General features: G+C 70.7%; 12 protein-coding genes. 4 read left to right on the forward strand and 8 right to left on the reverse strand.

All coding sequences use genetic code 11. The features are described 5' to 3' along the window. Window positions 1–152: 152 nt before the first annotated feature. The 4 genes from ACFSCU_RS00950 to purE form a co-directional block, all read right to left on the reverse strand. Window positions 153–1,061: an SGNH/GDSL hydrolase family protein gene (locus ACFSCU_RS00950; protein WP_180550399.1), complete on the reverse strand. Its 909-nt coding sequence runs from the start codon at window positions 1,059–1,061 to the stop codon at window positions 153–155. A 64-nt stretch (window positions 1,062–1,125) separates the two neighbouring features. Continuing rightward, the gene (locus tag ACFSCU_RS00955) at window positions 1,126–2,118 is read right to left on the reverse strand and encodes an L-threonylcarbamoyladenylate synthase (RefSeq protein WP_180550398.1); all 993 of its coding nucleotides are present in this window, start codon (window positions 2,116–2,118) and stop codon (window positions 1,126–1,128) included. Between the two features lie 115 nt (window positions 2,119–2,233). Next, entirely contained in the window at window positions 2,234–3,433 is a 1,200-nt protein-coding gene (locus ACFSCU_RS00960; protein WP_180550397.1) for a 5-(carboxyamino)imidazole ribonucleotide synthase, read from the reverse strand. Between the two features lie 84 nt (window positions 3,434–3,517). Continuing rightward, window positions 3,518–4,012, reverse strand: a complete 495-nt coding sequence (gene purE, locus ACFSCU_RS00965) for a 5-(carboxyamino)imidazole ribonucleotide mutase (protein ID WP_180550396.1) — start codon at window positions 4,010–4,012, stop codon at window positions 3,518–3,520. Between the two features lie 58 nt (window positions 4,013–4,070). Between purE and ACFSCU_RS00970 the strand changes: the two genes are divergently transcribed. Continuing rightward, window positions 4,071–5,039 (forward strand): tetratricopeptide repeat protein, encoded by a 969-nt coding sequence (locus tag ACFSCU_RS00970; RefSeq protein ID WP_377559553.1) that lies wholly within the window; start codon window positions 4,071–4,073, stop codon window positions 5,037–5,039. Between the two features lie 250 nt (window positions 5,040–5,289). On the opposite strand, the gene rsmA is transcribed toward ACFSCU_RS00970, so the two are convergent. The 3 genes from rsmA to ACFSCU_RS00985 form a co-directional block, all read right to left on the reverse strand. Continuing rightward, complete coding sequence (gene rsmA / locus ACFSCU_RS00975; protein WP_377559555.1) at window positions 5,290–6,051, reverse strand: 16S rRNA (adenine(1518)-N(6)/adenine(1519)-N(6))-dimethyltransferase RsmA; 762 nt, start codon at window positions 6,049–6,051, stop codon at window positions 5,290–5,292. Between the two features lie 106 nt (window positions 6,052–6,157). Then, a complete protein-coding gene (locus tag ACFSCU_RS00980; RefSeq protein WP_377559556.1) occupies window positions 6,158–7,666 on the reverse strand; it encodes a peptidylprolyl isomerase in 1,509 nt (502 codons plus the stop codon). Window positions 7,667–7,826: 160 nt separating this feature from the next. Further along, complete coding sequence (locus tag ACFSCU_RS00985) at window positions 7,827–10,157, reverse strand: LPS-assembly protein LptD (protein ID WP_377559558.1); 2,331 nt, start codon at window positions 10,155–10,157, stop codon at window positions 7,827–7,829. Window positions 10,158–10,287: 130 nt separating this feature from the next. On the opposite strand from ACFSCU_RS00985, the gene ACFSCU_RS00990 reads away from it, so the two are divergent. From ACFSCU_RS00990 to ACFSCU_RS01000, 3 genes are all read left to right on the forward strand, one after another. After that, window positions 10,288–11,403, forward strand: a complete 1,116-nt coding sequence (locus ACFSCU_RS00990; RefSeq protein WP_377559560.1) for an aminoglycoside phosphotransferase family protein — start codon at window positions 10,288–10,290, stop codon at window positions 11,401–11,403. Window positions 11,404–11,518: 115 nt separating this feature from the next. Further along, entirely contained in the window at window positions 11,519–12,052 is a 534-nt protein-coding gene (locus tag ACFSCU_RS00995; RefSeq protein WP_377559561.1) for a hypothetical protein, read from the forward strand. 182 nt (window positions 12,053–12,234) lie between these two features. Continuing rightward, window positions 12,235–12,624 carry a hypothetical protein gene (locus ACFSCU_RS01000; RefSeq protein WP_180550393.1) on the forward strand — a complete coding sequence of 130 codons (390 nt, stop codon included), beginning with the start codon at window positions 12,235–12,237 and terminating at the stop codon, window positions 12,622–12,624. 368 nt (window positions 12,625–12,992) lie between these two features. Here ACFSCU_RS01000 and ACFSCU_RS01005 read toward each other — a convergent pair whose 3' ends face one another. Then, a complete protein-coding gene (locus tag ACFSCU_RS01005; protein WP_377559563.1) occupies window positions 12,993–14,600 on the reverse strand; it encodes a PEP/pyruvate-binding domain-containing protein in 1,608 nt (535 codons plus the stop codon). Between the last annotated feature and the right edge of the window lie 161 nt (window positions 14,601–14,761).

Raw genomic sequence — 14,761 nt, forward strand, 5'->3', positions numbered from 1 at the left:
TGTGGGAGCGGCGGCAGCCGCGAACGGACCCCATCCGCCCACCGCCGGCGGCCTTTCGGCTGCCGCCGCGCCTGCGAAGGCCGGCAACCGCCCACGCCCCCGTCCTGCTCCGAACCAAAAAAAACGGCCCGAGGGCCGTTTTGTCGAGGCGCTTACCAGCGGTTCTTGAAGCGCTGGTAGGCGTTCTCGCCGTAACGGTCGGAGCCGAAGTGCTGCAGCGCCCGGGGCGTGAAGTGCACGCCGTCGGCGAACAGCCAGCGGTTGTAGTCGGGCGACACCACGGTGGCCGGCGTGCAGGTGCTGGCGTCGGGCGTGGTGCAGACGGGCTCCTTGCCGTTGTCGAACTGGTAGTTCTGCGGCTTGTCGTACATCAGGTCGAAGAAGAAGGCCGAGTCGAGGTACAGCACGTTGGTGCCCAGGTCGACGATGTTGGTGAGCAGCGCGGTGTTGAAGTCGATCGACAGGGTGTTGACGGCGTCCTCATGCCCGGTGCCGCGGCCCCAGGGCGAATTGCCCAGCAGCGGCACGCCGGCCACGGCCACGTGCTTGCCGCCGGCGTTGACCAGGCGGCGCACCTGCTCGGCCAGCGCCTTGCCGGCATCACGCACGGTCTTGGTGGTGGCCTCGGAGATGCCGGTGGCGTTGTAGGCCGCCACGATGTCGTGCATGCCGCCGTTGACGATGACCACGTCGTCGGTGGCGTTCAGCGTGGTGCTGGCCAGCAGGGTGTCGATCTGCGCCGTCACGCTGGGGGCGCCGGCCGGGTCGGCCGCGGCCACGCGGGCGTGGCCCTGCGCATAGGCAAAGCCGCCGGCGCTGGCGGCCGTCACCGGCTGGCTGTAGTGGCTGGCCAGCTCCTGCACCCAGTTGTTCGTGCCGTCGTTGACGGTGTAGCGGGTGCCGCCGGCCTGCCCCACGTCCATGAAGCTGTCGCCCACGGTGATGAAGCGCTTCGGCTCGAGGTCCGACACCACCGAGCCGGAGCCGCAGGCGGCCAGCAGGGTCAGGGCGCCGGCGCAGGCCACGGCCTGGGTGGCGCGGCGAAACCAGGATGCTTTCATGAAAGACTTCTCCAAATCAGGGTGGTCTAGTTTAACGAGGCGGGCGTGATCTGGCCCGCCGTGCTCAGGCCGAGGCGGCGGCGCGCTGCAGGCGGTCGCGCACGCCGTCCCAGGCGGCGTCATCGGGCGGGGTTTCGACCCAGATCAGCGCAACGCCAGCGTCGTCGAAGCCGCGCAGCACGGCGAACAGCTGCTGCGCGGCGGCGGCCGCGTCGTCGGGCATGCGGCGCAGCACCAGCGCGCGGCTGGCCGAGCGCAGCGGCGCGCGCGCCCAGACGGCGATGTTCTTCGCGTCGGCGCCCAGCAGTTCCAGCGCGGCGCGCAGCTCCTTGTCGTTCATGAGCCGCAGCCTGGCGCGCGGGGCGTAATGGGCCAAAAGTGTGCCGGGCGCTTGCGGGTCGGGTGCGGACAGCTCTTCTTTGGATAGCAAATGCTGGCCCGCCACGCGCTCGATGTCGGCCCGGGCGATCTGGCCCGGCCGCAGCAGCACCGGCGCGCCGCGCGTGCAGTCGACGATGGTCGATTCGATGCCCACGCTGCACGCGCCGCCGTCCAGCACCAGCAGGCCGTCGCCGAACTCCTGCGCCACGTGCTGTGCCGTGGTGGGGCTGATGCGGCCGAAGCGGTTGGCGCTGGGCGCGGCCAGCCCGCGCACGCCGCGCGCGGCTGCCGCCGCCAGCAGCGCATGCGCCACCGGGTGCGCCGGGCAGCGCAGGCCGATGGTGGCGTGCCCGCCCGCCGCCGCCTCGGCCACGCCGGGGCGGCGCGGCAGGATCAGGGTCAGCGGGCCGGGCCAGAAGGTGTCGATCAGCTTCTGCGCGAACGCCGGCACGCTGGCGGCGAACTCGGCCACCTGCGCCGCGCCGGCCACGTGCACGATCAGCGGGTGGTCGGCCGGGCGGCCCTTGGCGGCGAAGATGCCGCGCACCGCCGCGTCGCTGCCGGCGTCGGCGGCCAGGCCGTACACGGTTTCGGTCGGCAGGCCGACCAGTTGCCCGGCGGCCAGGGCGTCGGCCGCGGCGGCGATGGCGGCGGGGAGCTGGCCGTCAAGCACCATGGCCGGGCGCTTTCATCGGTGTGGACGGGCTGCGAATGCAGGGAGTATGTGGTCGCAGCGCTTGTCTATCAAGCGCTGGCGGACAGATTATTGGGGAGTATCCAGAATCCATGGCTCAGAAGGCTTCCATGCCCAACAGCGCCGCCGCCTGCAGCGCGCGCTGGCGTACCGCGCCGGCGTCCGGCCCGGTGAAGGTCAGGTGCCCCATCTTGCGGCCGCGCCGCGCCTCGGTCTTGCCGTACAGGTGCAGGTGCGCGCCGGGCAGGGCCAGCAGGTCACGCCAGGGCGGGGTGCGGGGCTGGCCGTCGGCGCTGAACCACAGGTCGCCCAGCAGGTTGAGCATGATGGCCGCGCTGTGCTGGCGCGGCGCGGCCAGTGGCAGGCCGGCCAGGGTGCGCACCTGCAGGTCGAACTGCGAGGCGTCGCACGCGTCCACCGTGTAGTGGCCGCTGTTGTGCGGGCGCGGAGCCATCTCGTTGACGACCAGCGAGCCGTTTTGCAGCACGAAGAATTCGACGCACAGCACGCCCACGTAGTTCAGCTCGTTTGCTATCGCCACGGTAGCGCTCTGCGCTTGCTTGACGGCGATTTCGGGCAGGTTGCCTTCATAAACCTCGGTCACGGCCAGGATGCCGTCGCGGTGCAGGTTGCGCTGCACCGGCAGGCTGACGACCTGCCCGTCGCGCCCGCGCGCCACGATGACCGAACACTCGTGCGCCAGCGGCAGCATCTGCTCCAGCACGCAGGCCACGCCGCCCATGCGCTGCCAGGCGGCGGCCAGTTCGTCGCGGTTGGCCACGCGCGCCTGGCCCTTGCCGTCGTAGCCCAGGCGCGCGGTTTTCAGGATGCCGGGCAGCAGCACGGCGGGCACTTGGCCCAAGTCGGCCTCGTTCTCGATCACCGCATAGGGCGCGGGCGCCACGCCGCTGCCGGTGGCGCAGCTGGCGAAGTGCGCCTTCTCGCGGATGCGGTCCTGCGCGATGGCGACGCACTCGGCCGCGGGCGACACCGGACGCGTGGCGGCCAGCGCGGCCAGCGACTCGGCGGGCACGTTCTCGAATTCGGTGGTGATGGCGTGGCAGCGCGCGGCCAGTTCGCGCAGCGCGTTCTCGTCGCGGTAATCGGCCTGGATGAAGTGGTGGCTCACGCGCCCCGCCGGGCTGCCGGCGTCGGGGTCGAGCACCACCGTCTCGTAGCCCAGCGCCTGCGCCGCGTGCACGAACATGCGGCCCAATTGGCCACCGCCCAGCACGCCCAGCGTGGCGGGGCGGCCGTCGATCAGGCTGCCGGGCAGCAGGGGCAAGGTGGTGGGCATCTCGGAACCGTCAAGAAAATTTGAATAAAATCGGGCCTTGGCGCCCGTCCAGACTGCGCAAGCAGCTATATGACTAATAGCAAACTACCCTGCGGGTGGCAGCGTCATGGCGCGCGCGGCGGCGGTCTGCTCGGCGCGGAAGGCTTCCAGCTTGCCGCGCAGCGCCGCGTCCTCATTGGCCAGCAACGCCACCGCGAACAGCGCCGCGTTGGCCGCACCGGCCTGGCCGATGGCGAAGGTAGCCACCGGAATGCCCTTGGGCATCTGCACGATGCTGTGCAGCGAATCGACGCCCTGCAGGTGGCGGCTGGCCACCGGCACGCCCAGCACCGGCACCACCGTCTTGGCCGCCAGCATGCCCGGCAGGTGCGCCGCGCCGCCGGCCCCGGCGATGATGGCCTTCAGCCCGCGGCCGGCAGCGGCCTCGGCGTAGGCGAACATGTCGTCGGGCATGCGGTGCGCCGAGACGACGCGCGCCTCATGCGGCACGCCGAACTGCTCAAGGATCTGGACGGCGTGCTGCATGGTGTCCCAGTCGCTGCTGGAACCCATCACCACGCCCACGCGGGGACTCGTCATGGGGCTTGTTGGCACAATGGCTGTTAGATATGTTCAATTTTGCCCCCAGATACGCCCCATGATCGACATCACCCTGCAAAACTTCGAAGCCGAGGTCATCAAGGCCTCCCTGCAAACGCCCGTGCTGCTGGATGTGTGGGCCGAATGGTGCGGCCCCTGCAAGCAACTGGGCCCGGTGCTGGAGCAGCTGGAGACCGAATACGCCGGCCGCTTTGTCCTGGCCAAGCTGGACGCCGACAAGGTGCCCGAGATCGCCGGCCAGCTGTCGCAGATGCTGGGCACGCGCAGCATTCCGCTGTGCGTGATGTTCGTCGGCGGCCAGCCGGTGGACGGTTTCGTGGGCGCGCAGCCGGCCGGCACCATCCGCCAGTTCCTCGACAAGCACGTGCCCAGCGAGGGCGCGCTGGCCGCCGAGGAAGAGGTGAACGAGGCCGAGGCCCTGCTGGAAGCCGGCGACACCGACGCCGCCCTGGCCAAGCTGGCCGACGCGCTGGCGCAGGACCCGGCCAACGACGACGCCCGCGCCGACTACGCCCGCGTGCTGATCGCCACCGGCGCCTTCGCCGAAGCCGCCGCCACGCTGGAAGAACCGCTGGGGCGCGAGCCGCGCCCGCTGCGCTTCGACGCACTGCGCCGCTGGCTGGACGCGATGGAGTTCGTGCAGAACGACGAGCGCGGCAACTGGCCGGTGGAGCAGTTCGACGCCAGGATCGCCGAGAACAAGCGCGACTTCGACACCCGCTTTGCCAAGGCGCAGGCGCTGATGGCCGAAGGCCAGTGGACGGCCAGCATGGACGAGCTGCTGGAAATCATCATGCGCGACAAGAAGTGGAACGACGAGGCCGCCCGCAAGACCTACGTCGCCATCCTGGAGCTGCTGACGCCCCCGCCGCCCAAGCACGGCGCCGGCGCCGACGGCAAGAGCGCCGGCGGCATCGAGCTGACCGGCAAGGCCGCCAAGCAGGAAGACCCGCAGGCCGAGCTGCTGTCGGGCTACCGGCGCAAGCTGAGCATGGCGTTGAACTGAGGCGCTGCGCGCTTCAGGCGAGCACGGTCTGACCTCATGGCCGTGCCCAGCGGCCAGCCATGGGGCGGGGCGGCCTTGGCGGCGATGGGTGCCCTGCCGAGGCCATGAACGCTGCTTCGCGGGCAAGCCCGCTCCCACAAGCCGTGACCAGGGGAAAGATAAGGGGAGTATGCGTCTGCAACGCCCGCCAGTCAGGCGCTGGCGGGCATCGACCCTACCAGTATAGGGACGGGCAACGCTGCCGGAACGCTCAGCCCAGGGCGTCGGCCAGCGCCAGGTACTCCGCCACCGGCACTTCCTCGGCGCGGCGCTGCACGTCGAACGGGCCGCCGAAGCCGCGCGCCTCCAGCCACTTGCCCAGCGTGTGGCGCAGCAGCTTGCGGCGCTGGCTGAAGGCGACCTGCACCAGCTCGGACAGCAGCGCCGGGTCGATGGGCGCGAAGTCGGGGCGCGGCACCATGCGCACCACGGCCGAGTCGACGCGCGGCGGCGGCTCGAACGCGGCGGGCGGCACGAACAGCACGTTCTCCATCGCGTAGCGCCACTGCAGCATCACCGACAGACGGCCGTAGTCCCCGGTGGACGGCGCGGCGACCATGCGGTCGATCACTTCCTTCTGCAGCATGAAGTGCTGGTCTTCGATGTGCGCGGCAAACGGCAGCAGGTGGAACAGGATTGGGCTGGAGATGTTGTAGGGCAGGTTGCCGCACACTCTCAATTTGGTAGCTGCCTGCGCTTGCTGCAGCTGCGCAAAATCCACTTTCAGCACATCGGATTCGATGACCTCGAGCTGCGGGTGCGCGCGCAGGCGGGCGGCCAGGTCGCGGTCGATTTCGATCACCGTCAGGCGCCCCAGGCGCTCGACCAGCGGCTGCGTCAGCGCGGCCAGGCCGGGGCCGATCTCGACCATCGGCTGGCCGGGGCGCGGGTCGATGGCGCGCACGATGGCGTCGATGATGGCCGGGTCGCTGAGGAAGTGCTGGCCGAAGCGCTTGCGGGGGATGTGTTTCATCAGGACTGCGCGGCGCCCGTCAGTCGAACGGCCGTGGAGCGGGCTTGGCCCGGCCACTGGCGGCGTCCCCCTGGGGGGAAGGCGCGCAGCGCCTCAGGGGGGTGCGTCATTTCGGTGGGTCGCGGTATTCGACGTAGGCGCGGCCACGCACCTCGCGCGCCCAGGTCTCGAATGCCTCCTGCGCCTTCTTCTCGCGCAGCATGTTGCGCGCCAGCTGGCGCTGCTCGGCGGCGGTAAGCACCTGCTCGCGCCGGCCGTCGACGCGGATCAGGTGCACGCCGAAGCGGGTGATCACCGGCTCGCTCACCTGGCCGGCGTCGAGGTTGTTCATGGCCTGCTCGAACTCGGGCACGAACTGGCCGGGCGGCGCCCAGCCCAGTTCGCCGCCGTCGGCGGCGCTGTCGTCCTGCGAGAACTGGCGCGCCAGCTCCTCGAAGCTGGCCTGGCCCGCCGCGATGCGGCGCCTGAAGTCGGCCGCGCGCTCGCGCGCCACCTGCTCGCTCTGCGTGGGGCCGGTGCGCAGCAAGATGTGGCGCACGTGGGTCTGCGGGATCTTGACCTCGGGCAGCTCGTTGTTGGCCTTGCGCTCCAGCACCTTGAGGATGTGGAAACCGGCGCCGGAGCGCACCGGGCCGGCGATGTCGCCCACGCGCGCGCGCTGCGTGCTTTGCAGGAACAGGTCGGGGTACTTGTCGGACGGGCGCAGGCCCAGCACTCCGCCGTCGCGGCCGCGGTTGTTGGCGTCGGAGAACTCCACCGCCAGCGCCGCGAAGTCCTCGCCGCCGCGCGCGCGGCGCGCCACCTCGTCGGCGCGGGCCTGCAGGCGCGCCAGTTCGGCGGCGTTGGCGCCTTCGGGCACGGCCACCAGGATCATGGCCAGGTTCAGGTCCACCGCGCCGGGCCGCACGCCGGTCTGCTCGCGGATGAAGGTGTCGACCTCGGCGTCGGTCACGCGCAGCTTGGGTTCGATCTCGCGCTCGCGCAGGCGCGCCAGCAGCACCTGGTTGCGCACGTCGTCGCGGAAGTCCTGCACGGCAATGCCTTCCTGCTGGATGCGCTGGTACAGCTGCTCCACGGTGGCCAGCTGGTTCTGGCGCGCGATGGACAGCTCGGCCTGGGCCAGCGCGCCGTCGTCCACCTTCAGGCCGGTTTCGCGCGCGTACTGCAGCTGCGCGCGCTCGGCGATCAGGCGTTCCAGCATTTCCTTGCGCAGCACGTCGGCCGGCGGCTGCGGGCCGCCGCGCTCGGCCAGCTGGCGCTGGGCGCGGGCGATGCGGGCGCGCACCTCGTTGTTGGTGACGGGCTCGGTGTTGACCACGGCGACGATGAAGTCGGCCTCGCGCAGCGCGGCGCTGGCGGGTGCTGGCGCGGGAGTCGCCACGGGTGCTGCCGGGACGGCAGCAGGCGCGGCCGCCGGTGCCGGCGCGGGTGTGCGCCGGGGTACCGGTTTGGCGGCGGGCTTGCGAGCCGGCGCCTTCTTGGCCGCGGGTTTCTTGGCGGCCGGCTTGGTGGGCGCGGGCTTGCGCTGCGTGCCGCTGGTCTGCGCCTGCGCGGGCAGGGACAGTGCGATGCAAGCCGCAGGCAACAGCAGCCAGCGGGAAAGAACACGAGACATCTTGTTTCTCCTAAACGCACCGAGGCCATCGTGGGATGCCGACGCGGTTCCACCGAAGGCCGCGGAGCGGGCCATGCCAGCGACCGCCGTGGCCGGACCTGTGCCGGCCACCAGCGGTGTCCCCCCTTCAGGGGGGAAGGCGCGCAGCGACTCAGGGGGGTTACTCATACTCTGTGAACCGGCTCGGTGAGGTGGTTTCTTCGCGCAGGTATTGATAACGCGGAATGTTGTTGCGCAGCGTACGCAGCGGGTTGCTGCCCAGGCGCGACAGGCCGACGAGTTCCAGCTGGAACATGATGCGCTTGGTGGACGAGGTGGTGGAGCTGGTGAGTTTTTCCAGCACCACGCGGCCGATCCAGCAGCCGGCATCGTATTCGACGCCCAGGATGGCGTCGACCAGCCGGCTTTCGCGCAGGCTGTAGTTGAGCCGGCCGACGCTGTACCAGCGCCCGTTGCAGCTGCTGCCGCCGGTGCGCGCGGCGGTGGTGCCCAGCTCGCCGCGGCGGCCGGCCAGGTCGCTCAGCGGCCATTGCCAGCCCACGTCGAGGTGCTCGCTCTGCAGGTCGCGCTGGTGGCGGTAGGCCGCGCTGACGGTGCGGTACGGCCCCGGCGAATAGCGCCCCTGGAGGGTGGTGCGGGTGCTGCGCCGGGTGTCGGGGTTGTACTGCACCACGCTGTCGAACGACCAGCGCGGGTCCCAGTTGATGCCGGCGCCCAGCATGATGTCGGACAGGCCGCGTTCGGTGGGCGTGCCGCCCGGCAGCACCACCTGCTGGCCCGAGAAGCGGTAGCGCTGCGCCAGCCCCAAGCGCACCACCTCGGCGCCGCTTTCGGGGTCGAGCAGGCGCGTGGTCAGGCCGCCTGTGACCAGGTTGTTGTCGACGATGCGGTCGTTGCCGGCAAAGGCGTTCTCGGCCCAGATGGTGGCGAAGTTGAAGTCGTAGGCGCCCGAGTCGTAGTTGGGCAGCAGGCTCTGGTTGCGGTACGGCGTGTAGACGTACATCAGGCGCGGCTCCAGCGTCTGGCGAAAGCCGCGGCCGAAGTACTGCGCGTCGCGCTCGAACACCAGGCCGCTGTCGAGGCTGAAGGTGGGCAGCACGCGGCTGGCCGAGGTGCGGCCGTCGGCCAGCGGGCGGTCGAACTGGTAGCTGGTGGCGTGCAGCTGCACCTTGGGCACCAGAAAACCCCACGAACGCGTGATGGGCCGCGCCAGCTGCGCGTGCAGGAAGCTGCGGTCGGCGTTGGGCTGCTGCGTCCAGAAGCTGTCGGCCCGAAAGCGCGTGAAGTCGCCATCGACTGCGTAGTCGAAGCCGCGGTCGTTCACGCGGCCCCAGCGCGCGGCCAGCTGCGGCAGACGGTCGTAGGGCGGGATGATGGGCGCGTTCACGTCCTGCAGCGTCTGCCACTTCAGTGCCCGCGCGCTGGCCGAGAAATCGCCGCGCGACCAGGTCAGCGCGCCGTCGTTGGCCAGCAGGCGCGTGGTCAGCGACAGGCCGCCGCGCGAGAAGTCGCGCCAGTAGTCGTTGTCGCTCACGCGGTTCAGGTTCAGCCCCAGGCCCACGGCGCCGATGCCGTCGATGCCGGTGTCGTAGGTGCCGTTGTGGCGCGCGAAGTAGCCCCAGCGGTTGCGGCCGTCGCGCAGCTTGTCATTGGGCAGCAGGTTGGCGTTCAGGCGGCCCTGGTAGTTGTTCTCGAGGTAGCGGAACTCGCCGCCCATCTCGACGCCGCGGCGCAGCATGATGGCCGGCGTGAAGGTGGCGTCGCGGTTGGGCGCGATGTTCCAGTAGTACGGCACCGACAGGTCCAGCCCGCTCTTGTTGTCGAGCCCGATGGTGGGCGGCAGCCAGCCGGACTTGCGCCGCTCGCTGAGCGGAAAGCTCATGGCCGGCACCGGCAGGATGGGCACGCCCTTGAACTCCAGCACCGCGCCTTCGGCCCGGCCCTCGTCGTCCTCGCGGTCCAGCTCCAGCTTGTCGGCGCGCAGGATCCAGTCGGGCATCCAGTCCGGCCCGCCGCGCTGGCAGGTGGTGTAGGTGCCCTGCGTCACGCGGGCGCGGTCGCGGTCCAGCAGGTCCAGCCGCTCGGCCGTGCCGTGCGCGCCGCTGGCCAGGAAGCGGTACGTCGGCTGCAGCAGAAAACCGGCCATCGCGTCGATCTGGATCTGCCCCGAGGTGGCGGTGTAGCGGTCGCCCTCGGCGTTCATGCGCACGTCGCCGGTGACGGTGGCGATGTCGGTGGTCTGGTCGTACACCAGCTTGTCGGCGCGCGCCACGCGGCCGGGCTGGCGCAGCTCGGCCTGGCCTTCGATGACGGTTTCAAGATCGGTGCGGCCACTGATGCGGTCGCCGTAGACGATGGTGGGCGGGTGGGCGTTGTCGGGCAGCTTCTCGGCCAGCAGCGGCGTGGCCTGCAGCTGCAGCGGCTCGGACGGCTGCGCCAGCACCGCGCCCGCCAGCAGGGCCAGCACCGCGGCAGCCACCGGCCGCACCACGGCGGCCCGTGCGGGATGCGAAGCGTGGCGAGAAAGGGGAAAAACCGGCGAAGCCTGCACTGCGTGTGGGTCCAGAAAGCGCAAGCACTGGCCCGGTGCGGGAGACGGCTCGCTCTAGAATCGATTATCCATGAGCGACGCGACACCGGCCCCCCTGTCACCATCCGTTTCCCCCGCTGCCGCGCCCCTCGCGCCCACCTGGGCCGATCCGGCGCGGGCGCAGGCCTTCGCCGCCTGGCTGGCACGCATCGCGCCGGCGCAGCGCCTGCAGCCGGGCAGCGTGCGCGTGGCGTCGGCCGACGCCAGTTTTCGCCGCTACTTCCGCCTGGACACCACCGATGGCGCCACGCGCATCGTGATGGACGCCCCGCCCGCGCAGGAGAACAGCGCCCCTTTCGTGCACGTCGCCGGCCTGATGCAGGCCGCCGGCCTGCCCGCGCCGCAGGTGCTGGACTGGGACGAGCCGCAGGGCTTCATGCTGCTGACCGACTTGGGTCATCGCACCATGATGGAGGAAATCGACCGCGCCCACCCCGAGGCCAACCGCCCGCGCTACCTGCAGGCGGTGGAGTTGTTATTGAAATGGCAACAGGCCTCGAAACCCGGCGTGCTGCCGCCCTACGACGAGGCGCTGCTGCGGCGCGAGCTGGCGCTGTTCCCCGACTGGTATCTGGCCAAACACCGCGGCATCGCCGTGGAAGGCGCGCTGCGCGACACGTTGAGCAAGACCTTCGACCTGATCGTCGCCCGCAACCTGGCCGCGCCCATGGTCTACGTGCACCGCGACTTCATGCCGCGCAACCTGATGGTGTCGCCGCAAGGTGCGCTCGGCGTGCTCGACTTCCAGGACGCCGTGTACGGCCCCATCACCTACGACATCGCCAGCCTGATGCGCGACGCCTTCCTCACCTGGGACGAGGAGTTCGTGCTCGACATCACCGTGCGCTACTGGGAACGCGCGCGCAAGCTCGGGCTGCTGAACTTCGAGGACTGGCACAGCGACTTCGGAAGCTTCTGGCGCGCCGTCGAATGGATGGGCCTGCAGCGGCACCTGAAGGTGGCCGGCATCTTCGCGCGGCTGACCTTGCGCGACGGCAAGCCCAAGTATTTGGCCGACGCGCCGCGCTTCATCGCCTACATCCGCCACACCGCCGCGCGCTACCGCGAGCTGGCGCCGCTGCTCAAGGCCATCGACGAGATCGAAGGCACCGAAGCGGCCAGCGGCTGGGCGTTCGGTCGGATGTGACGGCGCTTACAAGTCAAATTGGCCGCCAGCGCTTATCCAGTCAGCGCAGGCAGCTATACATAGCGCAGCACTTAAACCCCTCACCGACTGACGGCAGCCATCGGAGAAACACACCATGACACGCTCTCGCGGCGCCACACGCGCGCGCCGGTCTGCCACTGCCGTGCGCCACACGGTTGCCACGGCGGCGGGCCTGCTGGCGCTCGCCACCCTCAGCGCCTGCGGCCAGCGGCCCGAGCCGTTCGACCCCGGCCAGATCGTCGCCACCGAAGTGATCCCGCCCGGCCGGCCCATGGCTGAGTTCAACCGCCCCACCATCGTGCGCGAAGGCACTGGCGAGCCGGTGCAGGTGGGCGACTTCGTGACCCTGCACAAGTTCCGGCTGGACAAGCAGACCGGCAAGATCATCAGGGACCGCGGCGTCGGCTGGGCGTGGCTGGGATTCCTCAATGCGAGGCAGACGCCGTTCTACACCTGCCACACCGAAAATTTCACCTGCGAAGTCGATTCCGCGATCGTGGGCATGAAGGTCGGCACGGTCTTCAAGTACGACCGTGCCGATTGGCTAAGCCCATACCTCCCTCAGGATACAACGAAGGTAAGGGACGATGTGCCGGGGGGGGAGGAGCGATTCCGATCGGCCACATAGACAACTATCGGCGTAGGGTGATCAGTCAGACCTTGGCGCTGCGCAAATCGGTTCACACGTTGCCAAACTATCTGCAGTCGCAACTGATGGATATTGAGCCGAGCATCTTTAGAGGTCCCGATAACGATACAGAGCTTCCGAAGAAATCAGTCTGGTGGCTGCAGGGGGGCAGCGGGACCTACATGGTCGTTGGCAACAGTCTCTTCAAGATCGTCCAGCGCTGCCCCGCCCAATTGCTGCGCCACACCCGAGAAGTGGTGCGCACCGGGCCGATGCTGTACGGGGAAGGCTGGATTCCGACGCAGATCACGCGTGAACCGCGCCGCCTGTGGGTGAGCGAGGTCGAATTGCTGGGCCAATGCCCCGATGGCAGCACGATGTCGTTCAAGCTTGGGCCGATGGACGGCCGCCGCCCGCCCGACCGGCCCGAGAGCGGGCCCACCTACCAAGGCTACTGGGACGACTGGTTCAAGCAGGCCGGCGACCACCTGCCGCTGGCCATCCACATCACACCGGCGCCAGACATCCCGATTCCGCACGATTGCCCGCCCGAGGGGTGCGTAGTGCCGTGAGCGGTGCGGCGCCAGGGCGCAGGTGCAGCCAGGCAGGGCGGGCACTTCGCGCCCGTGCATGGGCTACCCAGTGCCTCTTTGGAAACAACGCGCCTGATCTCGCCAGCACGACGGCCGGCCCTGCATCGACATCGGCGGATTTGACGCTGGGAAAGCAGGGATCCTGAACATTGAAAGGGAGTATCAAGCGCCAGCGCTTGATGGACGGGCGCTGACGGCCGCCCTATTGGGGAGTATCCACACATCCCTGTGGGAGCGGGCTTGCCCGCGATCGGGCATCGGGTGCAGGCGCGGCGGCGCCATCGCGGGCAAGCCCGCTCCCACAAGGCTCGGCCATCACGCGACGAGCAGGGGCCGCAGCGGTGGGCTTAGCCCGCCCGCAGCGCCGCCAGCCGCGCCATCAAGTCCTGCGGCACTTCGCGCACCGTGCGCACCGCGCCGCGCCAGATGGCGCCGCTGCCGCCGTCCAGCGTCAGCACCTCGCCCTCGGCCAGCTCCTCGCCGCCCAGGCGCACGCGGCGGTGCGGGGTGTCGATCACCAGTTGCTCGCAGCCGACCAGGCACACCTTACCGAGCTGGCGCGCCACCACGGCGGCGTGTGACGTGCGGGCGCCGCGCGCCGTCAGCAGGCCGGCGGCGATGTCGAGCGCGGCCAGGTCGCGCGTTTCGGCGTCCTGGCGCAGCAGCAGCACGGTGGCGCCGGCCGCCTGGCGGGCGCGGGCAGCGGCTTCGTCGAGCACGATCTCGCCGATGGCCACGCCGTGCGCGGCGCTCACGGCCTGCGCCAGCGGCTGGGCCGCGCCGTCTTCGGTGACCACGCGCGGCACGGCCAGCTGGTCTTCACCCAGGCCCTCGGTGCGGCGGCGCGCCTCGTCAAGGCTGATGACGCCCTCGTCGGCCAGGTCGAGCGCGATGCGCGCGGTGGCCTGCGCCGTGCGCTTGCCGGCGCGGGTCTGCAGCAACCACAGGCGGCCGTTCTCGACCGTGAATTCGAAGTCCTGCATGTCGCCGAAGGCCTGCTCGAGCTGCTGCGTGGCGGCCAGCAGCTCGTGCCACACGGGCGGTGCGGCGGCGGCCAGCTGGTCGTGGCCCTGCGCGCTGCGCCGGCCCGACACCACGTCCTCGCCCTGGGCGTTGAACAGAAAGTCGACCCAGGGCGCCGGCTCGCCGGTCGAGGGGTGGCGCGTGAAGCCCACGCCCGCGCCCGAGGTGCCGCCGGCGTTGCCGAACACCATGCGCTGCACGGTGACGGCCGTGCCGATGCTGTCGGCAATGCCGTTCAGGCGCCGGTAGTCGCGCGCCTTGGGCGCCTGCCAGCTGGCGAACACGGCGGCGATGGCCTGCGTGAGCTGATCGCGCGGCGACTGCGGGAAGGGCTGGCCGGCCACGCGCTGCACGCTGGCCAGGTGGGCGCGCGTGAGGGCGCGCAGCTCGGCAAAGTCCAGCTCGCGCTCGTCGCGGCCGGCGGCGATCTGGGCCAGGTCGGCCTCGAACACCGCGGCGTCGATGCCCAGCACCACCTCGCCGAAGCCGGCCACCAGGCGGCGGTAGGCGTCCCACACCAGGCGCGGGTTGCCGGTGGCGCGCAGAAAGCCGGGCAGCGTGGCATCGCACAGGCCGATGTTGAGCAGCGTTTCCATCATGCCCGGCATCGACACCGGCGCGCCCGAGCGCACCGACAGCAGCAGCGGCTGGCGCGCATCGCCGAAGCGGGCATCGCTGGCGTGCTCCAGCGCGGCCAGCGCTGGTTGCCACACCTCGGGCCTGAGCGCGGCCGGGTCGGCGCACCAGCCGGTGCCCAGCACGAAGGCTGGCGGCACCGGCAGGGCCATGGCGGCCATGCGCGCCAGGTTGTGCGCCTTGAAGCCGATGGCCTCGGGCGGCGGCACGTCCGGCGTGCGGGGCTTGGGGCCGCAGCCGATCAGCGCCACGGCGTGGGCTGCGGAGGGGAAGTGGGTGGTGTCGCGGGCGTTCATGGTGGGGTATCAGGGGGCGAGGGTGACGCCTACCTGCGGGCGCTCGCGCAGGCGCGGAAGCTCCCTCTCCCGCGGGCGGGAGAGGGCGGGGGTGAGGGTCGGCGGTGGTGTGGGGCAGCGGGCGGCCCCCACCCCAGCCCTCCCCCAGCGGGGGAGGGAGC

The sequence above is a fragment of the Ottowia beijingensis genome (assembly GCF_042680925.1).
Taxonomy (GTDB): domain Bacteria; phylum Pseudomonadota; class Gammaproteobacteria; order Burkholderiales; family Burkholderiaceae_C; genus Ottowia; species Ottowia beijingensis.